The following is a 19808-nucleotide window of genomic DNA, read 5'->3' on the forward strand; positions in this document are numbered from 1 at the left end:
AAGGTTTACCGATCAATGACTAGAGATTACCCCGTTCCCGCAGGATACCTCGAGCGCGAGACGGAAGTGAAAAAAAGCCGGTTCATCGCCCGGGTCGCACCGGTCAGTTCCCGGGACGAGGTGAAAGTCTGGCTGGAACAGGCTCATCGCGATCACCCGGATGCCCGGCATATCTGCTGGGCATACCAGATTGGCCGTCCCGGCTCGGCAGCCGAGGCGGGGATGAATGACGATGGAGAACCTTCCGGCACCGCAGGCAAACCGATCCTGAATGTCATTCAGCACAAAGACATGGGGGATGTCCTGGTCATGGTTGTTCGTTACTTTGGCGGTATCAAGCTCGGTGCCGGCGGCCTCGTCCGTGCCTATGCCGGAGCTGCCGAGAGTGTGCTTTCCGCCGTTGAGCGGTCAGTTCAGCAGCCTATGATACCGGCCGATGTGGTGATGGGGTTTGCCGATGAACAGCCCCTGCGGCACTGGTGCGAGGTTCACGACGCCGTGCTGGAGTCGGTGGAATACGGCGCCAGTGTCAGGGCCCGGGTGGCCTTGCCCGAACACCAGGCGGATGCGTTTGTCGCGTTCTGTGATGCCCAGAAGCTGGATTACGATCTCGAAAGGTGAGGAACCAGAAGGGCATCGTGGTCCGTGTCCTATGCGTATACTGAAGCTACGAAACCTCCAATAAAGGAGAACTGCATTATGCGTTTCCTGATGATTTCGGCATTGGTCCTGGCTCTGGCAGGCTGTGCCGGCAATGTGGTGACGGACTACAACTCCTCAGCGGTTTTCGGTAACTACGCCAGTTGGGCCTTTGCCCAGAACGCCGGGAGTGGTGCGTTCGTGTCGCTTGATGGCAGCCGGGTACAGAGTGCGATTGAGCGGGAACTGAAGCGTAAGGCGATGCGCAAGGTGCCGGCCGATGAGGCAGACCTGCTCGCCAACTGGAAGATCGTGGAGGAGGATCGCCTGGAGCAGACCGGCGTGGGGCTGGGCTTTGGCTATGGCTGGAGCAACTTCGGCTGGGGTATCTCTGCACCCCCACCGGTGCGGGAGGTCACAGAGGGTAAGCTCGTGGTTGAGCTGGTGGATACCGAAATCAATGAGGTGGTGTGGCGCGCCGCGAGTCGCCGTTACCTGACTGAGCATCAGTCCCCTGAGACCCGCAGCGAATTGATTGATGAGGTAGTGTCCGAAATGTTTTCCAAGTACCCTCCGGGCATCGAATAATCGAGTTACGCAGACCAAGGGGAGTGCAGCGCAGGCATGAAAAATCGATCGGAAGGCGGACTGGTTTTTTCCACGGAACAGGGGCGGATGTGTCCTGACTGCCGGAACCCGGTATCGGAATGCACGTGTGGAACGCCCTCCCGGCCCGAGGGCGACGGGATTGTTAGGGTGAGCCGTGAAACCAAGGGCCGGAAGGGTAAGGGCGTGACCCTGATCACCGGTATCCCGCTTGACGAAAAGGAGCTCAAGGCCTTCGCCAAGGTGCTAAAAGCCAAATGCGGCACCGGGGGTACGGTCAAGGACGGAACGGTTGAGATACAGGGCGATCAGCGGGACATCCTCGTCCCGCTTCTGCAGGCGCAGGGCTGGACCGTAAAACGGTCTGGTGGCTGATGGTATAAGACGCAACGGGCCGTCGCTCACGCTACAATTAACGGCATTAACCTTTCTCTTTCCTTGAAAACGCGGAGTCTGCCCGGGATCATCTTGCGGTGTTCGGGCGCGTCGGCTCCTCTGACCGGAGGCTTGCATGCACATTCTGGTTTTGGGCGCGGGGGTCGTAGGTACGACCACTGCCTGGTTTCTGCAGAAGCAGGGTCATCAGGTCACGGTGATCGATCGACAGAATCAGGCCGGGGTAGAAACCAGCTACGCCAACGGTGGTCAGATTTCAGTTTCCCACGCCGAGCCCTGGGCCAACCCCTCGGCGCCGCTGAAGGTTCTCAGATGGCTGTTCAAGGCAGATGCCCCGCTGCTGTTCCGGCCTCGTCTGGATCCGGACCAGTGGCGCTGGGCGCTGTCATTCCTGTGTGAATGTACGTCCACGCGGGCAGCCCACAACATCCGGCAGATTGTGAATCTTGGTACTTACAGCCGGAGCCAGTTGCAGAACCTGCGGGAGGAAGTGGGCCTTGAATACGATGCTCTGCAGAAGGGCATTCTGCATTTCTATACCGACCCGCGGGAGTTTGAAGCTGCCATCAAACCGACCCGAATCATGCAGGATCTGGGTTGCGATCGGCAGATCATTGATGCGGACAGAGCCATTTCGTTAGAGCCTGCCCTGAAGCCGATCCGGGACCGGATAGCCGGCGCCACCTACACCTCGGAAGATGAGTCCGGCGACGCCCGAAAATTCACCCATAACCTGGCACAGAAGTGTGCCGAGGCGGGCGTTGAATTTCGCTATGGCACCGAAGTGCTCGGTTTCGAGCATGCCGGGGATCGGATCCTGGGGGTTCAGACGCTGAAAGACGGCTGTCATGAAATCCTCCGGGGGGACGCCTACGTCCTCAGTCTCGGGAGTTTCAGTGCGCCTCTGGTCAAGAAGGTGGGGTTGACCCTCAGTATCTATCCGGCCAAGGGCTACTCAATCACAGTGCCGGTGAAGAATGAGGACGCCGCGTTCCGCGTCAGTCTGACCGACGACGAATACAAACTGGTTTATTCGCGGCTAGGGGACCGTCTGCGGGTGGCCGGCACGGCGGAGCTCAGCGGTTATTCCCGGGACCTGAACTATACGCGTTGCCGCGCGATTGTCCGGCGCACGGCCGAGGTCATGCCCGAGGCGGGCTACTGGGATCAGGCCGAGTTCTGGAGTGGTTTGCGCCCGGCAACCCCGTCCAACGTGCCCTATGTCGGCAAGAGCCACTTCCCCAATTTATATCTGAACACCGGCCATGGCACTCTCGGCTGGACCCATGCCTGTGGTTCGGCTGCGGCGCTGGCGGACATCATAAGCGGACGCCGGCCGGACGTGGACTTCGCCTTTACGGGTATCTGAGGGGCCGGCCAAAGCAAAGAGCCAGCTCAATTGAGCTGGCTTCTGATTGCTGGCCGAATCATGTCGTGGCTTATTGCAGCTGGTCCCGAATCAGCTTCTTGTTGATCTTGCCCACACTGGTTTTCGGGATGTCTTCAACGAAATCGATCTTGCTGGGTATGGCCCACTTGTTGATCTCGCCGGTATCGACAAACTGCTTCAGATGGTTCTGGATATCTTCCAGTGTCGCATCCTCGCCCGGTTTCAGGGTGACCAGGGCATGGGGACGCTCGCCCCATTTCTCGTCGGGCACACCGACCACGGCGGCCCCGGCGACGGACGGGTGCTGACTGATCAGGTTCTCCAGATCCAGCGATGACAGCCATTCCCCCCCGGTCTTGATGACGTCCTTGATGCGGTCCTTGATCACCAGCGTGTTGTCAGGCTCCATGGAGGCTACGTCACCTGTATGCAGCCAGCCGCCTTGCCACAGTTCTTCACCTTTCTGCTTTTCCTTGAAGTAGCTCTGGGTCAGCCAGGGCGCGCGGGCGACTACCTCGCCTTTGGCGTCGCCATCGTGGGGAACCGGCGTGCCATCGGGATCGACGATCTCAAGTTCCACCATGGGTACCGCAATGCCGGTTTTGACTCGCTTCGCGGTCTGTTGTTCCAGCGGCAGTTCCAGGTCTTCAGGATCGAGGTGGGTGGCGCTCAGCAATGGGCAGGTCTCGGACATGCCGTAGCCGGTGTACATACGAATGCCCAGTTTGGCGCCAGCGTCGCACAGGCCCCTGGTCAGGGCGCTGCCACCGATCAGGACGTGCCAGTTGCTCAGGTCGGCGGTCTTGATCGACTCGGTCCCCATCATCATCTGCATGATGGTCGGCACGCAGTGGGAGAACGAAACCTTGTGCTCCTTGAGCAGATCAACCAGCAGCTCGGGTTCGTAGCGCCCGGGGTAGACCTGTTTGATGCCCATCAGGGTGGCTGCATAGGGCACGCCCCAGGCATGGACGTGGAACATCGGGGTTACCGGCATGTACACCGACGATGAACGGAGTAGCGGCATCTCGTCGTAGGCCGATAGCGAGCCGGTCATGGCCAGTGTGTGCAGCACCAGCTGCCGGTGGCTGAAAAAAACGCCCTTCGGGTTGCCGGTCGTGCCGGTGGTGTAGAAGGTGGTTGCGACACTGTTCTCGTCGAAATCCGGAAACTCGAACTCGGTGTCGGCCTTGGCCAGCAAGGCTTCGTACTCGCCCGCGGTGTCGAGTTGGGTTGACTGCGCGGCGGCCTCGTCGGTGAGCTGGATGTAGGTCTTGACGGTCTCGATCTCATCCTTGACCGATTCAAGGATGGGCAGGAAGTCATCGTGGACCAGAACCACGTCGTCTTCGGCATGGTTCATGGTGTAGACAATTTGCTCCGGAGACAGCCGCACATTCACGGTGTGCAATACCGCGCCGATCATCGGAATGGCGAAGAAACACTCCAGGTAGCGCGGTGTGTCCCAGTCCATCACGGCAACCGTGTCGCCGGCTTTCACACCTGCATCTGTGAGGGCGTTGGCCAGGCGATGAATACGTTCCACCAGGTCGGTGTAGGTGTACTTGCTGCGATTAGCGTACACGATCTCCTGATCCGGATTATAGCGCGGGCCAGAGAGCAGGAGCTGCTTGATCAGCAACGGGTACTGGTAGGCGTTGTCCGCCGGCGGGAGAATTCGGGTTTGTGCCATCACCTGTTTCCTCTTTCTCAGTTGTTGATGTTGTCGCGAGAAACAGGGGTAAATCTGACACAGATTGAGTAAAACGGAAACCGTAACGAAGGAAAAAACCGCAGAACATACCGGCGCTTAAATGAAACGACTGTTACGCTCTGCGGTTCTGGAGATTATTCGTAAGTGCAGAGGTAAGCGGTGTCGATATCGGCTTTTGCTTTGAAGCTGGCCTGACCGGCAACATCGAAACTCTCACCGGCTCCATAGGTCATCCACTCATCCACACCTGGCAGCAGCACGGTCAGGGCACCGCTGATGACCGTCATGGTCTCTTTCTTGCTGGTTCCGAACTCATACTCACCCGGGCTGATAACGCCTACGGTTGCCGGCAGGGTTGAGGTCTGGAAGGCGATGGACTTGGCCTTGCCATCGAAGTATTCGTTAACCTTCAGCATACGCTGGTTCCTCAAAAATGGATGGGGCGCCTACTATACGGAAAAATGTTGCAAGACCAATGACTATTTTGGTGCCGGGCTGCAACTGATCAGTTTAGCTCAACCGCTTACTGTTCCCACGGTTTTCCCCGGGTGTTGTTCACCGTGGATACACCGATGTGCATGGCGGCCTTGGCCAGAATGTTGGCACTCACCGGCGCGGTCATGAACAGGAACACCGTGATCAGGATTTCCGCGATGCCAATGCCTTTCCCCTGACTGCTGAAATAGATCACGGAGCTTATGACAATGGCACCGACACCCACAGTGGTGGCCTTGGTGGGGCCGTGGAGCCGGGTAAAGAAGTCGGGAAGCCGGGCCAGGCCGATGGCGCCGACCAACGTAAAGGCGCCGCCGGTCAGCAGCAGCAGACAGATGGCGTATTCAGCAAACTGGCTCATCGCAAAGGTCCTCCAAACGCGGTTGAACGTGGCGCCGGCTTATTCAATGACGCTGCCTCGCTTAAGGTATTTGGCCATGGCCACGGTACCCACAAATCCCATGACCGCAATCAACAGGGCTGCCTCAAGGTACATGCGAGTCCCGAGCGTTATGCCCAGCAGAATGATCAGGGCTATGGCGTTGACGTACAGGGTATCCAGGGCCAGCACACGATCGGGCGCATCCGGGCCCTTGATCAGCCGGTAAACGTTCAGCAGGGCCGCGAGGGTCACCATGCCGATGGTAATGTAGAGCGTGATGGTGATCATTCGAACATCTCCAGCAACGGTTTTTCGTAGCGGGTGCGGATGGCGTCAATCACCTCGTCATCGGTCTCCGCATCCAGGGCATGCACCAGCAGGATCCGGTTATCGTCGCTGATATCGACACTGACGGTGCCGGGCGTCAGCGAGATGGTGCTTGCCAGGATACTGATCGCCAGCGGGTGCTCCAGTTCCAGAGGGTAAGAGACGAATACCGGCCGGGGTTGGCGCGGGCTGAGAATCAGCTTCGCCACCTCGAAGCTGGCGACAACAATATCCCGGATCACCCGCACCAGGTACGCCGGCATTCGCCAGGACTTGATGAATGCAGGCCGTTCCGGCCAGAAGCCGTGGGTAATCTGCGGGATGGCCCAGGCCAGGATAATGCCCATGACCACGCTGGCGCCGGATACGCCGTCGTTCAGGAACTGCCAGCTGGCGAAGAGGATCAGGCTGAGCCACGGCTGGGGAAAACTGAGGCGATCGAACATTAGTTATCCTCCCCGACCATGGGCGTCTTGAGAATCTCGATATAGCCTGAGGGATTCTGAAGCTGGATTGCAGTGGCATCCGTGTAGTCGCTGATCGGACCGGCGAGGGCAACGACGACAATGCTCAGGGCCACCAGGGCTCCGGCGGCAACTGAGACGTTGCCACCCAGCGGGCCGGGTTCCTCAATGTGCCCATCCACGGTCCGCCAGAACACGATGCTGCCGGCGCGGCTGTAAGCAATGACGGTAAAGAAACTGCCAATCAGGATTACCGACCACAACCATGCCATTTCGGGCCCGGACATGGGCGATTGCAGAATGAGAAGCTTGGCGAAAAACCCGCTCAGGGGCGGTAGGCCCGCCGCCGCCACCGCGCCGAGCAGGAACAGCACGCTCAGGAAGGTTCGATTGCGCATTCGGGGAGCGGTCACAATCCTGTCTCTTGCGCTGCCCCGTTGGCGGGCGACCAGTTCGGCCACCAGGAACAGCCCGCCCACGGTCCAGGTGGTGTTGAGCAGGTAGAACAGGGCAGCAGAGATGCCCGCCACCGAACCCAGGGCAATAGGCGCCAGCAGGGTACCGACGGAAATGATGACCTGCCAGGCAACGAGGGTTTTCAGGTTGTCTGCACCGAGCGCACCGATAACCCCCATGGCAAGGGTCAAGAGCGCCAAAGGAAACAGCCAGTCCATACCCAGGTTGGCAAGTGCACCGGCGTCGTCGCCGAAAACGAGCAGGTAAACCCTCAGAATCGCGTAGATGCCCACCTTGGTCATGACCGCGAACAGCGCGGCCACCGGTGCGGTGGCCTTGGCATAAGCCTTCGGTAGCCAGAAGCACAGGGGGAGCAGGGCGGCTTTCAGGGCAAAGACCACCAGCAGCATCATGCCGCCGGCCCTTACAATCTCAAGATTTTCACCCCTGACCTTCGGTATCTCTATGGCAAGGTCTGCCATGTTCAGAGTGCCGGTGACGCTGTAGATCATGCCTACGCTGATCAGGAACACGGCGGATCCCGCCAGATTGAGAACCACGTAATGCAGTCCGGGAACGGTGCGCGCCCGCCCCCCGCCATGCATCAGCAGGCCGTAGGAGGCAATCAGCAGTACCTCGAACGCCACAAACAGATTGAACAGGTCACCGGTGAGGAAGGCAATGTTCAGGCCCATCAGCTGGAACAGGAACAGGCCGTGGAACTGACGATTGCCTTCATCGGCGCCACCGATGGCAAAGAGATGACAGAGCAGCGCGAGAATCGCCGTCAGTATCAGCATCAGGGCCGCCAGGCGATCCAGCACCAACACAATGCCAAAGGGCGGCTGCCAGTTTCCGAATGCATAGAGGCGGTAGCTGTCGTCGCTGGCCAGGACGACCAGAACGACGGTCGACACCAGGAGCAGCACCGTGGTGGCGATGGCCAGGGTGCGTCTCAGGCTGATGGGCGCATAGCCCATGAAAACCTGAAGGATGCCGCCGAGCAGTGGGATCAGGATAGGTGCGGTAAGCCACTGGTTCATTTACCGGTACCCTCCTCGTTCTGTTCCGGTTGGGGCGCTTTGGCATCCTGATGTCCGTCCACATGATCGTCCTCGTGGTCAGCCAGGCTGCGCAACGACAGCACCACCACGAAGGCGGTCATGGCAAAGCCGATCACAATCGCCGTCAGTACCAGCGCCTGGGGCAGCGGATCGGTGTAGGTGTCAGTTGTCCCGATAATGGGCTGGGCTCCGGTCGCGAGCCGGCCGCTGGAAAACAGGAAGAGGTTGACGCCATAGGAAATGAGCGTCAGGCCGACGATCACCGGGAAGGTCCGCGCCCGCAATAGCAGGTACACGCCAGATGCGGTCAATGCGCCGATGACCAGTGCAAAGACAAGCTCCATTAGGTGCCCTCCCGAGTACTTTTAATGGCGGAGTGAGGTGAAAGTCGCCCGATACTGACCAGTGCCAGCAGAGTGGCCCCGATCACGGTCAGGTAGACGCCTAGATCGAAGACCAGTGCCGAAGCCACCTCAAACTTGCCTACCACCGGCCAGGTAATGTAACCGAAGGTGGAGGTCAGGAACGGATAGCTGAAGGCAAAGCTGCCTGCACCGGCAACGACGGCGAACAGCAGACCGACCCCGATAACGCTGTGGTATTTGAACGGCACCCGGTCCTGGGTCCAGATCATGCCACTGGCCACGTACTGGAGAATCAAGGCGATCGAGGTGATGAGGCCGGCAATAAAACCACCGCCCGGAAGATTATGGCCGCGGAGAAAGATGAACACGGAAACCATAAGGGCCAGCGGTAACATGGGTCTTGCGATCAGTCGCAGCATCAGTGGGTGCGCGTCCCGGGTCCAGCCGTGGCCCTGGCCATCGCCCGGAGGCGGTGTCAGGGCCGTGTTTTTAAGCATGGCGTAGATACCCAGGGCGGCAATGGCCAGAACGGTAATCTCACCCAGTGTGTCGAAGCCCCGGAAATCCACCAGAATGACATTGACCACGTTGGTGCCGCCTCCGCCAGGCTTGCTGTTCTCCAGGAAGAACTCCGAGATGGAACTGAACGGCTGGGTCAGCATGGCCAGAGTCACCAGAGTCATGCCCACCCCGGCAACCGCGGCGATGATGATGTCCCGGGCTCGCCTGGGCTTGGACGTTTCCAGCGGTGTCCAGGATGGCATGTAATAGAGTGCCAGCATCAGCAGCACGATGGTGACGACCTCTACGGACAGCTGGGTCATCGCCAGATCGGGAGCTGAGAACCGGGCGAACGCGAGCGCCACCAGCAAACCCACGACGCTGAGCAACACCAGAGCATAAAATCGGGCGCGATGAAAGGCCGCGGTGAGGCAGGCACAGAGAATCAGGATGCCCGCGCCAACAACCGTTGGGCCATCAATCGGGCTCAGGCCCGCCTCACCGATGAATACCCCCAGGTTGCCGAGAGGCGCAGCAGCGACGGCGATCACGCTGAGCACCAGGAGCAGTCCGTAACGTTGCAGCGAACCGTTTTCCAGCGTTGCGGTCAGGCGGTGCGCCAGGTTTTCGACCCGCAAGACCACGGCCTCGAATACGGCTTTCTCGTCGATTTCCTTGAACCGGGCATGAAAGTCAAAGAAGCGTTGACGCTGACTGTACATCAGCAGGCCACCGAAGAATGCCAGGAAGCTCATGAGCAGCGGCAGATTGAAGCCATGGGCGATGGTCAGATGGTATTCCGGAACATCGCCACCGAGGGTCGCCGCGGCGGCGGCATACAGCAGTGGCCCCACGGAAATTGCCGGGAAGATACCGACCATGATGCAGGCAAACACCAGAATCTCGACCGGAATCTTCATGTACCGGGGTGGTTCGTGGGGCGGGTAGATGGGCAGGTCTACCGGTTTGCCATTGAAAAAGACGTCGTGAATGAAGCGGGCGGAATAGGCCACCGCAAAAATCCCGGCAAGGGTTGCCACCAGTGGGGGCAGCCAGGCCCAGAACCCCGGAAGGTTCAGTTCCAGCGACTCGGCGAAGAACATTTCCTTGCTCAGGAAGCCGTTCAGCAACGGTACCCCGGCCATGGACGAGGCAGCCACCATGGCGAGCGTGGCGGTGTGGGGCATGTAACGCCACAGGCCGTTGATCCGTCGCATGTCGCGGGTGCCGGTTTCGTGATCGATGATGCCTGCAGCCATGAACAGCGAGGCCTTGAATATGGCGTGGTTTATCACGTGGAAAACCGCCGCTACGGCCGCCAGTTTCGTGCCCATGCCGAACAGCAGGGTGATCAGGCCCAGGTGACTGACGGTGGAATAGGCCAGCAGTCCCTTGAGGTCATGCTTGAACATCGCCACATAGGCGCCGAGCAGAAGGGTGGCCATGCCGGTGAAGCTCACCATATAGAACCACTGCTCGGTGCCGGCCAGGGCAGGATACAGGCGTGCCATCAGGAAGATGCCGGCCTTCACCATGGTCGCCGAGTGAAGGTAGGCGGACACTGGCGTGGGCGCCTGCATCGCATGGGGCAGCCAGAAATGGAACGGGAACTGGGCGGACTTGGTAAAAGCCCCGAGCAGCACCAGAGTCAGCGCGACCGGGTACATGCTGCTTGCCTTGATCTGGTCGCCCGCTGCCAGCACATCGTCCAGTTCGAAGCTGCCGACGATGTTGCCAATCATCAGAATGCCCGCCAGCAGCGCCAGGCCGCCACCGCCGGTAACCGCCAGAGCCATGCGGGCGCCGCGTCGGGCATCCTGCTTGTGCGTCCAGAAACTGATCAGCAGGAAGGATGTGAGGCTGGTCAGCTCCCAGAAAATCATCATCAGCAACAGGTTGCTGGAGAGCACAATACCGAGCATCGAACCCTTGAAACACAGGAGCAGGGCGTAGAACTTGCCGACGTTTTCCTTGGCCTTCAGGTAGTAGCGGGAATACAGGATGATCAGCAGGCCGATAATCAGGATCAACAGCGCGAACAGCAGCGACAAGCCGTCAAGCCGGAAGCTCAGGGACAGTCCCAGGGCCGGCAGCCACTCGGCAGTGAACAGCACCACGCCCCCATCGGCAAGGGTCTGCCAATGAGGATAGAGCGCGGCCAGCGCAATGAGGGCCGGAACGGAAGATGCTATAGCGATTGCCGTGCGCCCGCCCTGGGCAAACAGGGGCGCGGCGATGGCGCCCAGAAACGGCAGTAAAACAACCAGCGGTAGCGACATCGCAACCTCGTTATCGGTTCTTCTTTTTCATGAATGGAAACGGGTGTTTGCCTGAGTCTAGTCTCGGGCCAGCCTTCCTGCATAACTCTGGAAACATGCTTGGAATCAGAGCTCTGCGGGAGAGTTCAGACCGGGGCAGGTGGGTCGGGGAAGTAGGGTAAACGACCCCGGTGCCGCGCGATGTCAGCGGTAAGCGGTGGGCGCTTGGAGTGCATGCAGCCGAAGGACCTTGCGGTCATGGTTGCTCCGTCAGTCAAACTTGATTGCCGATGATACGTGGCCCGTCCCGCAGGTCAAGTCAACTTGCCATAGATCAAGTGTATACTCGATATAAATTTTTCAGAGGTCATGTTATGAGCGCCACTTACCCGAATCTGCTGAAACCCCTTGATCTCGGTTTTACCGAGCTCCGGAACCGGGTGCTGATGGGGTCCATGCATACCGGTCTGGAGGATCGGTTCTGGAACATCCATAAGTTTGCGCGCTATTTTGCCGAACGGGCCGAAGGTGGCGTGGGCCTGATGGTGACGGGTGGCTACTCGCCCAACATCGCCGGCCAGCTTGCGCCGTTGGCCTCCACGATGAATAACCGAGCCACCGCGTTGCTGCATCGTCACGTGACCGGGGCCGTTCATGAAGCGGGCGGCAAGATCTGTCTCCAGTTGCTGCACGCGGGCCGTTATGGCTACCAGCCTCTGATCGTCTCGGCCTCCGCGACCAAGGCGCCGATCAGTCCTTTCAAGGCACGAGCGCTTTCCAGCAAAGGCGTTGAGCGGCATATCAATGATTTTGTCAGTGCCGCCAAGCTGGCCAGGTTCGCCGGTTATGATGGTGTCGAAGTGATGGGGTCCGAAGGCTATTTCATCAACCAGTTCCTGTGTGAACGTACCAACAAGCGCACCGACCAGTGGGGTGGTCCCTACGAGAATCGCATGCGTCTGCCGGTGGAGATCGTTCGCCGTATTCGTGAGGCGGTTGGGCCCGAGTTCATAATAATCTACCGGCTGTCGATGCTGGATCTGGTGGAAGGGGGCCAGACCTGGGATCAGATCGTGACCCTGGGCAAGGCCATTGAGGAGGCCGGCGCCACGATCATCAATACCGGTATCGGGTGGCACGAGGCCCGGGTGCCGACCATTGTGACATCCGTACCCCGGGGCGGGTTCGCCGATGTCACGGCCAAGTTCTACGGCGAGGTGGATATCCCGGTCTGTACCACCAACCGCATCAATACCCCGGAAAAGGGCGAAGAAATCCTCGCCGCCGGCAAGGCGGATATGGTGTCTATGGCGCGCCCGCTGCTGGCGGACAGCGAGTTCGTCCGCAAGGCGGAGCAGGGGCGCGCGGATGAAATCAACACCTGCATTGCCTGCAATCAGGCCTGCCTTGACCACGCTTTCCAGGCCAAGCGGGCATCCTGTCTGGTCAATCCAAGGGCCTGCCACGAAACCGAACTGGTGCTGACGGTTGCTCCAGTGGCCCGGCGCGTGGCTGTGGTTGGCGCGGGGCCGGCGGGACTGGCGGCGGCGACGACGGCGGCAAAGCGGGGACATCGGGTGACCCTGTTTGAGGCTGACGACAGGATTGGCGGCCAGTTCAATTACGCCAAGCGTATTCCCGGCAAGGAAGAGTTCTACGAGACATTGCGTTACTTCCAGCGTCAGATTGAACTGCTGGGCATTGACCTGCAGTTGAACACCCGGGTCGACAGCGAAAAGCTAGTCGCCGATGGATTTGACGACATCGTCATTGCGACCGGCGTGAAGCCACGCACGCCAAAGATTGACGGCATTGACCACCCCAAGGTTCTGGGTTACCTCGACGTGCTGCGGCACAACAAGCCGGTGGGCACGAGCGTGGCGGTTATTGGCGCCGGCGGGATCGGCTTTGATGTGAGTGAATTCCTGACCCACGATTTCAGCCATCAGCCCGAGGGCGAGCAGGTCAGTGTCGAAGCCTGGCAGGCGGAGTGGGGCGTGAATCCCGACTTCGAGGGCCCGGGGGGGCTGGCGGAGCCAAAACCGACGCCGTCACCGCGCAAGATTTACCTGATGCAGCGCAAGACCGGCAAGGTGGGCGCAGGTCTTGGCAAAACCTCGGGCTGGGTACACCGCAATAGCCTCAAGCATCGGGACGTGGAAATGCTCCGAGGCTGTCGCTACGATCGGATTGATGACCACGGGCTGCACATCGCGCTGACCGACAAGGACGGCAAGGCGCAGGAAACGCGGGTGCTTGAGGTGGACAATGTGGTGATCTGTGCGGGGCAGGAGCCCTATCGGGAGCTCTATGATCAGATCGAGGCAAAGGGTGTCAGAGCGCATCTGATCGGTGGAGCGGATGTCGCTGAAGAACTGGATGCGAAACGGGCAATTCGCCAGGGAACCGAAGTTGCCGCGAATATTTAGCCGCCGAAGCGTGGGGCTTCCCGCCCCAAAGTGATCAGTATCTGACGCGGAGCGTCAGTCTGATCACTGGAACATTTTGAGCGCGGCGGAAATCGCCTCGGCCTCTGCTTCGAGTACCTGGCAGCGCAGGCTGTTGCCCTGCTGAAGCGCTTGAGCCAGCTGTTTCTGCTTCATGTCATAGAGCCGGTTGAGAATATCGGCCTGACTTTGTCTGATCGGTGCGTTCATGGTTACCTCCCCACTTTTACACCTGTGTCGAAAACTTTTACGTTCGGCACCAACTTTTGGCCCTCCCATAAGGTTAGATGCATAACGCAGGCCAGTTGTTACAGCGTCAACGGCCAAATCGCGAGCGATAGGCACCGGGTGCCAGCCCCGTGTGTTTGCGGAATAGCCGGCTAAATGAGCTCACGTCCTCATAGCCGACCCCGTTGATGATTTCGTCAATGTAGCGTCGTGACGTTTCCAGATGATGACGAACATGCTCCACCCGAAGCAGTTGCAGGTAGGTGTTGGGAGTATCGCCGGTGGCGGCCTTGAATCGCCGCAACAGAGAACGCTCGCTCAGCCCGGCCTCCCGGGCCAGTTCCGCCAGCGAGACGGTGTGCGCAAAGTTTGTGTCGAGCCAGTCCTGCAGTTTCAATACCGTGCTGTCGGAGTGGTAGCGCTTCGCCTGCAGGGCGCTGTATGGCGCCTGACTTGTGCGTCCGGCATCAATGACAAAAGCTTTCGCCAGTTGTCGGGATACCTCCGGTCCAGCGTACCGCTCCACCAGGTACACGCCCAGATCCCACCAGGCCATGCCGCCCCCGGCGCAGGCGATGTCGCCGTCGACCGTTACCAGCTTCTCCGGTCGGCAGATCACCTCCGGGTAGCGCTGACGGAACTGGTTGCTGAAGCCCCAGTGGGTGGTTGCCTCCTTACCGTCAAGCAAGCCCGCTTCCGCCAGCAGAAAGGCACCGGTGCAGTTGCTGGCCAGCAACGAGGGGGAGGCATCCTGCCGGGACAACCAGTGAACCAGCCCGGTATTGCGTGCCAGTATGTCCGCGATCGGCGCACCGATGGTCGGCACGATGATGATATCCGCGGCCGGCAGCTCATCCCCGTTCCAGCTGCCATCGGCGAGCAGCGTGATGCCGTTGATGCAGCGGCAGGGGGCGCCGGCCTGCGTGAGCAATTGTGTCCTGAACATAGGCTCGGGCTCCTCTCCATGGATACGGGCCCAGGTCACGCCCGCCAATCGGAACAGGTCGATGATGCCAGTAATGGCGCTGGCAAGGGCGCCATCAAAACCGATGATTGAGACCGTGTGCATGGACTACTCCGTTGGCAGGACGTCTGGCAGGCGTGGCGGTATTGGCCATGATTATGTCATAAATGCCGGTTTTCTATCCCCCCTTGCTGTGACACTCTGTGTGCAATTAACAGGAGAACCAAGCATGACTGACACTTTGATCGAACGCCGGGATCTGGCATTTCAGCTCTACGATGTGCTCGATACGCAATCATTGATCCAGCGGGAGCGCTTCAGCGAGCACAGCCGCGACACCTTTGACGCGGTAATCGAAACCGCCGACCGCATTGCCCGGGACAAGTTTGCGACCCACAACAGTGCCGCCGACAAGGACGAACCGCGCTTTGTGGATGGCGCCGTCGAGATGCTGCCCGAGGTCAAAGAAGCCTTTGATGCTTACGCGGAAGCCGGCTTCATTGCCGGTCGCTACGATTACGATCTCGGTGGCATGCAATTACCGGAATCGGTGATGGCTGCCTGCAACGGCTTTTTTACCGCTGCCAACCCAGGCACCGCCGGTTACCCGTTCCTGACTACCGCCGCTGCCAACCTCATCCGCGTTTTCGGCAACCAGCAACAACAGGACACATTCCTGCCCCACATGCTGTCAGGGCGCTTTACAGGTACCATGGCGCTCACCGAACCCCATGCCGGTTCCTCTCTGGCGGACATCCGCACCTCGGCGACACCCACCGATGATGGCCATTATCTGATCAAGGGCGCGAAGATCTACATCTCCGGAGGCGAGCAGTCGCTGACTGAGAACATCGTTCATATGGTGCTGGCCAAAATCAAGGGCGCTCCGGCAGGGGTGAAAGGCATCTCCCTGTTCATCGTTCCCAAGTTCCTGGTCGACGAGGAGGGGAACGCCACTGAACGGAATGGCGTGAACCTCGCGGGCCTGATTCACAAGCTTGGGTACCGGGGCACCACCTCCACCGCCCTCAGCTTCGGGGATGACGCCCCGTGCCATGGCTATCTGGTGGGCGAGCCGCACCAGGGCCTGAAGTACATGTTCCAGATGATGAATGAAGCCCGCGTCGGCGTGGGCTTTGGCGCGGCGGTCATCGGATATCGCGGGTACATGCACAGTCTGGAGTATGCCCGGGACCGACTTCAGGGGCGCAAGCCCTCGGAAAAGAACCCGGAAGCGCCGCAGGTTCCCATTATCGATCATGCCGATGTCCGGCGAATGCTGCTGGCCCAGAAAGCCTACAGCGAGGGTGGCCTGGCGCTGTGCCTGTATGGCGCCCGGTTAATGGATGACCAACATACCCACCCGGACGAGCAAAAAAGGACGGAGGCGGGCAAGCTGCTGGATCTGCTGACCCCGGTGATCAAGGCCTGGCCTTCGGAGTATGGTCCCAAGGCCAACGACCTCGCGATCCAGGTGTATGGCGGGGCAGGATACACCCGGGAATATCCGGTGGAGCAGTGCTGGCGCGACAATCGCCTGAATCCGATTCACGAGGGGACCAACGGCATCCAGGCACTCGACCTGCTGGGCCGCAAGATCTGGCAGGACCAGAGTCACGGCCTGCAACTGCTGATGCAGGAGATGCAGGTGGATCTGGAGGCGGCGTCCACCGCCCGTTGCCAGCAGTGGGCGCTGTCGCTGAGCGAAACCCTGCAGCAGGCAGTAAAAGTTACCCAGAGTCTGGGCAAGTCCTTGATGAGCGAGAACCCTGACAACGTGCTTGCCAATGCCTCCTGTTATCTGCACCTGTTTGGCCACATCATCGTGTCCTGGATGTGGTTGCGTCAGGCCAACGTCGCTGAAAAGCTGCTGGTGGAAGCGGGGTCTGACGACGAGCGTAACTTCTATCAGGGCAAACTCCAGGCTGCCCAGTACTTCTTCCACTGGGAATTGCCGACGGTGGCCCAGGACCTGGTGCTGTTGAAAAACCAGGATGATACCTGCCTGAACATGAAGCCGGAGTGGTTCTGACACCCCTAACCTGAATCACCGGCGAGCGCCGGGTCGAGGCAAGGCTCGCCGGTGGTCAGGGGGAAGTGGCGAAATCGGCCGTTGTGATCCAGACTTTTGAGGTCCGCCTTTGCGGATTCCTCAGGGCATGTTGAGTAGACCAGGAACAAGATAAGAACTCGACCACAGGGATGGTAAAATCATGGCAACACCGAATGCTCATTCAGTGGCGGTGCACTGGTCTGTCCAGGATATGCTCACTGAATACCTTACGTCAGGTCGGCTGGCGGAGGTGGTCTATCGCGACAGCGCCGGCCAGGTTTGTGTGGTTCACGACGTCATCAGGGATCTGTTCAGGCGGGCGGGCCAGGATTTCATCCTGCTCGGTCGGGGGAACCTGGTGGGCATAGATCATGTGATTACCCTGGATGGTCAGCTTCTCTCCGTAAGTCATTACTAACCAAAGAGTAACCCTGATGTAATTGTATGTAGCAGGATGTGGCCGTAACCTGTTTCGTCGAAATCACCGACCAACAGAAGGATATGGTTATGAACAAGTTCACACTGGGTGTACTGGCGTTCGCGATGACACTCGGCCTTTCGGCCTGCAGTTCCGAAGACAACGAAGGTGTCGATGTCGAACAGGCTGCCGACAATGCCGGTGAAATGATGGAAGACGCCGGTAACGCAGCCGAAGAGACGTACGAGGAAGCGACCGGCCAGGACGAAGGCGCCCTTGGCGAACTGGAAGAGGGTGCGGAAAATGCGGCGGATGAAATGGGTGATGCCGCTGAAGAGGCCGGAGAAGACATGGAAGAGGGCTACGAGGAAATGACCCAGTAACACGTCGGAGTCACCTTGCGCTGTCCGGCGCAGAGCCGTACCTCTGTGCCGGGTTGTCAGTCCTGCAACCCTGCCGGCAAGCACCTGTCAAAAAACGGTAACCATTCTGTCTTAACTCTGTTCCCGCCCTGTCATAATTACTGTTGAAACTGACCTCTCCGAAACGAATGCCTGTCATTATAGGGAGAGAGCACCATGGCCAAGCACGACCTTGATCCGAATTACCTGGATCCGAACTACGAACCGGTAGTCAACCACGCCGGCAACAACCCGTTCCATGAGGTCCTCGCGGCCCGTATGCAACGCCGCTCGGTGATAAAAGGCACTGTTGGTGCCGCGCTGGCCAGCATCATGGGCGTCGGCCTGGCAGCATGCGCCAGCGACGGTAATAGTAGCAGTGGCAACACCAATGCCAACTCCGATAACGCCTCGGCCACCGAGCTGGGTTTCAAGGCCGTTGCTGTCTCAGCCGCCAACCAGGTGGTTGTTCCCGAAGGCTACTCCGCCCAGGCTTTCCTGCCCTGGGGTACACCGATTACCGGTTCCTATCCCGCTTTCCGGGCCGATGCCTCCAACAGCGGTGAGGACCAGGAACAGCAGATCGGCATGCATCACGATGGCATGCATTTCTTCCCGATCGACCAGAAAGCCGGCGGCAGCAGTTCCACCGAGGGCCTGCTGGTGATGAATCACGAGTACATCAATCAGGGCGCCCTGCATCCGGATGGCCCCACCAGCGCTGACGCCAACGGTGGTGTGCGTCCCGAGGACGAAGTTCGAAAGGAGATTGCCGCCCATGGTGTGTCCGTGGTGCATATCAGGCAGGACAGCCAAGGCACCTGGGATGTGGTCTTTGGCAGCCCGTTCAACCGGCGGATTACCGGCGGTACCGAGATGGATATCCGCGGCCCCGTACGTGGATACGAGAAACTGATCACCAGGTTCAGCCCGGATGCCACCGAAACCCGCGGCACCCTGAACAACTGCTCCATGGGCCCGACACCGTGGGGCACTTACCTGACCGCCGAAGAAAACTGGCACGGTTATTTTGCCAATAGCGCGGGCACGCAGCCCCGGGAACAGGCCCGCCATGGTGTCGGCAGCTCCAGTCGATACGACTGGGAGCTGGCGGACAACGGGGCGGACGCCTACGTCCGTTTTGATATTACCCCGGGTGCCGGAAACGCGGACGAGGACTATCGCAACGAAGCCAACACCTTCGGTTACATGGTAGAGATCGATCCCTTTACGCCCGAGAGCAAGCCGCAGAAGCGCACCGCCCTGGGTCGTTTTGGTCACGAGGGGGTGATTTTCGCGCCGGTCAAGGAAGGCCAGCCGGTGGTCTGCTATTCGGGTGACGATTCCCGCTTCGAGTACATCTACAAGTTCGTGTCATCCCAACCTTATTCGGCAGCGACTGCCGGTGGTTATCTGCTGGATAAGGGTACTCTGTACGTTGCCCGCTTCAACGAGGACGGCTCCGGGGACTGGCTGGCACTGTCGCTTGAGGATGCCGACTTTGCCGCCAAGGTGGCTGCCGCCGAAGGCACCACGGTCGGTGAAGTTGCATTCGACGGTTTTGCCAACCAGGCCGATGTGCTGCTGAACACCCGACTGGCCGCCGACATTGCCGGCGCAACACCGATGGACCGACCCGAGTGGGGAGCCGTCGATCCGAACACCGGTGAGGTCTATTTCACGCTGACCAATAACTCCCAGCGTACGGAAGAACAGACCAACGCGGCCAACCCGTTGGCAGAAAACCGCACCGGCCACATCATCCGTTGGGCGGAGGAAAACGATGACCACGCCGCTGTTGCGTTCAACTGGGACATCTTTGTGTTTGCGGGTGAACAGGGCACCGAAACGGTTGTCGATGGAAACACGGTTGTTTCCTTGAGTGACGACAATATTTTCAACAGCCCGGATGGTCTCTGGTTCGACTACAACGGCCGGCTGTGGATTCAGACCGATGGCTCCGACGATGCGCCATACCAGAACAACATGATGCTGGCGGCCAATCCGGTGACCCGCGAAATCAAGCGCTTCTTCGTGGGACCTCAGGGGTGTGAGGTCACCGGTGTGGTGACCACGCCGGATGTGAAGACCATGTTCGTCAATATTCAGCATCCGGCGGCGGATTGGCCGTTCGGGACCGAAGGCGACCATCCGCGAGATGCCGCGGTGATTGTCACCCGTGACGATGGTGGAGTAATCGGCGCCTAGGCGCCCTGCCAACCGCTGACTGCAACCGCAGG

At 59.6% G+C, this 19808-nt stretch carries 19 protein-coding genes; 9 read left to right on the forward strand and 10 right to left on the reverse strand.

The window, feature by feature from the left end; genetic code table 11:
- Positions 1-15: 15 nt before the first annotated feature.
- The 4 genes from QQF73_RS05455 to QQF73_RS05470 all read left to right on the forward strand — a co-directional run bounded on the left by QQF73_RS05455 (position 16) and on the right by QQF73_RS05470 (position 3010).
- Positions 16-621 (forward strand): YigZ family protein, encoded by a 606-nt coding sequence (locus tag QQF73_RS05455; RefSeq protein WP_219866471.1) that lies wholly within the window; start codon positions 16-18, stop codon positions 619-621.
- A gap of 78 nt (positions 622-699) precedes the next feature.
- Complete coding sequence (locus QQF73_RS05460) at positions 700-1227, forward strand: DUF4136 domain-containing protein (RefSeq protein ID WP_285367538.1); 528 nt, start codon at positions 700-702, stop codon at positions 1225-1227.
- Positions 1228-1263: 36 nt separating this feature from the next.
- Positions 1264-1620, forward strand: coding sequence for a translation initiation factor Sui1 (locus QQF73_RS05465; protein WP_285367539.1), 357 nt, complete (start codon positions 1264-1266; stop codon positions 1618-1620).
- A gap of 136 nt (positions 1621-1756) precedes the next feature.
- Entirely contained in the window at positions 1757-3010 is a 1254-nt protein-coding gene (locus tag QQF73_RS05470) for a D-amino acid dehydrogenase (RefSeq protein ID WP_285367540.1), read from the forward strand.
- Positions 3011-3080: 70 nt separating this feature from the next.
- Here QQF73_RS05470 and QQF73_RS05475 read toward each other — a convergent pair whose 3' ends face one another.
- From QQF73_RS05475 to QQF73_RS05510, 8 genes are all read right to left on the reverse strand, one after another.
- A complete protein-coding gene (locus tag QQF73_RS05475; protein ID WP_219866467.1) occupies positions 3081-4724 on the reverse strand; it encodes a fatty acid--CoA ligase in 1644 nt (547 codons plus the stop codon).
- A gap of 155 nt (positions 4725-4879) precedes the next feature.
- Positions 4880-5161: a pyrimidine/purine nucleoside phosphorylase gene (gene ppnP, locus QQF73_RS05480; RefSeq protein ID WP_218635126.1), complete on the reverse strand. Its 282-nt coding sequence runs from the start codon at positions 5159-5161 to the stop codon at positions 4880-4882.
- Between the two features lie 107 nt (positions 5162-5268).
- Positions 5269-5601: a Na+/H+ antiporter subunit G gene (locus QQF73_RS05485; protein ID WP_285367541.1), complete on the reverse strand. Its 333-nt coding sequence runs from the start codon at positions 5599-5601 to the stop codon at positions 5269-5271.
- A gap of 39 nt (positions 5602-5640) precedes the next feature.
- Positions 5641-5910 (reverse strand): K+/H+ antiporter subunit F, encoded by a 270-nt coding sequence (locus QQF73_RS05490; protein WP_219866465.1) that lies wholly within the window; start codon positions 5908-5910, stop codon positions 5641-5643.
- Positions 5907-6395 carry a Na+/H+ antiporter subunit E gene (locus QQF73_RS05495; protein ID WP_219866464.1) on the reverse strand — a complete coding sequence of 163 codons (489 nt, stop codon included), beginning with the start codon at positions 6393-6395 and terminating at the stop codon, positions 5907-5909. Before QQF73_RS05495 ends, QQF73_RS05490 begins: the two co-directional genes overlap by 4 nt.
- A complete protein-coding gene (locus QQF73_RS05500) occupies positions 6395-7912 on the reverse strand; it encodes a monovalent cation/H+ antiporter subunit D (RefSeq protein WP_285367543.1) in 1518 nt (505 codons plus the stop codon). Before QQF73_RS05500 ends, QQF73_RS05495 begins: the two co-directional genes overlap by 1 nt.
- Positions 7909-8277, reverse strand: a complete 369-nt coding sequence (locus tag QQF73_RS05505) for a Na+/H+ antiporter subunit C (RefSeq protein WP_219866462.1) — start codon at positions 8275-8277, stop codon at positions 7909-7911. Before QQF73_RS05505 ends, QQF73_RS05500 begins: the two co-directional genes overlap by 4 nt.
- A complete protein-coding gene (locus tag QQF73_RS05510; RefSeq protein WP_219866461.1) occupies positions 8277-11078 on the reverse strand; it encodes a monovalent cation/H+ antiporter subunit A in 2802 nt (933 codons plus the stop codon). Before QQF73_RS05510 ends, QQF73_RS05505 begins: the two co-directional genes overlap by 1 nt.
- A gap of 353 nt (positions 11079-11431) precedes the next feature.
- Here QQF73_RS05510 and QQF73_RS05515 point away from each other — a divergent pair, with 353 nt between their 5' ends.
- Positions 11432-13486 carry an NADPH-dependent 2,4-dienoyl-CoA reductase gene (locus QQF73_RS05515; protein WP_219866460.1) on the forward strand — a complete coding sequence of 685 codons (2055 nt, stop codon included), beginning with the start codon at positions 11432-11434 and terminating at the stop codon, positions 13484-13486.
- Positions 13487-13549: 63 nt separating this feature from the next.
- Here the strand turns inward: QQF73_RS05515 and QQF73_RS05520 are convergent, their stop codons facing one another.
- Positions 13550-13714 (reverse strand): hypothetical protein, encoded by a 165-nt coding sequence (locus QQF73_RS05520; RefSeq protein WP_219866459.1) that lies wholly within the window; start codon positions 13712-13714, stop codon positions 13550-13552.
- 106 nt (positions 13715-13820) lie between these two features.
- The gene (locus QQF73_RS05525; protein WP_285367544.1) at positions 13821-14801 is read right to left on the reverse strand and encodes a GlxA family transcriptional regulator; all 981 of its coding nucleotides are present in this window, start codon (positions 14799-14801) and stop codon (positions 13821-13823) included.
- Positions 14802-14925: 124 nt separating this feature from the next.
- On the opposite strand from QQF73_RS05525, the gene QQF73_RS05530 reads away from it, so the two are divergent.
- The 4 genes from QQF73_RS05530 to QQF73_RS05545 all read left to right on the forward strand — a co-directional run bounded on the left by QQF73_RS05530 (position 14926) and on the right by QQF73_RS05545 (position 19776).
- Positions 14926-16728 carry an acyl-CoA dehydrogenase gene (locus QQF73_RS05530; RefSeq protein ID WP_219866457.1) on the forward strand — a complete coding sequence of 601 codons (1803 nt, stop codon included), beginning with the start codon at positions 14926-14928 and terminating at the stop codon, positions 16726-16728.
- A gap of 181 nt (positions 16729-16909) precedes the next feature.
- On the forward strand, positions 16910-17167 hold the full coding sequence (locus QQF73_RS05535) for a hypothetical protein (protein ID WP_219866456.1): 258 nt from the start codon (positions 16910-16912) through the stop codon (positions 17165-17167).
- Between the two features lie 89 nt (positions 17168-17256).
- Positions 17257-17550 carry a hypothetical protein gene (locus tag QQF73_RS05540; protein ID WP_219866455.1) on the forward strand — a complete coding sequence of 98 codons (294 nt, stop codon included), beginning with the start codon at positions 17257-17259 and terminating at the stop codon, positions 17548-17550.
- A gap of 195 nt (positions 17551-17745) precedes the next feature.
- On the forward strand, positions 17746-19776 hold the full coding sequence (locus QQF73_RS05545) for a PhoX family protein (protein WP_285367545.1): 2031 nt from the start codon (positions 17746-17748) through the stop codon (positions 19774-19776).
- The last annotated feature ends 32 nt before the right edge of the window (positions 19777-19808 follow it).

This window comes from Marinobacter albus, from assembly GCF_030238305.1.
GTDB classification, from domain to species: domain Bacteria; phylum Pseudomonadota; class Gammaproteobacteria; order Pseudomonadales; family Oleiphilaceae; genus Marinobacter; species Marinobacter albus.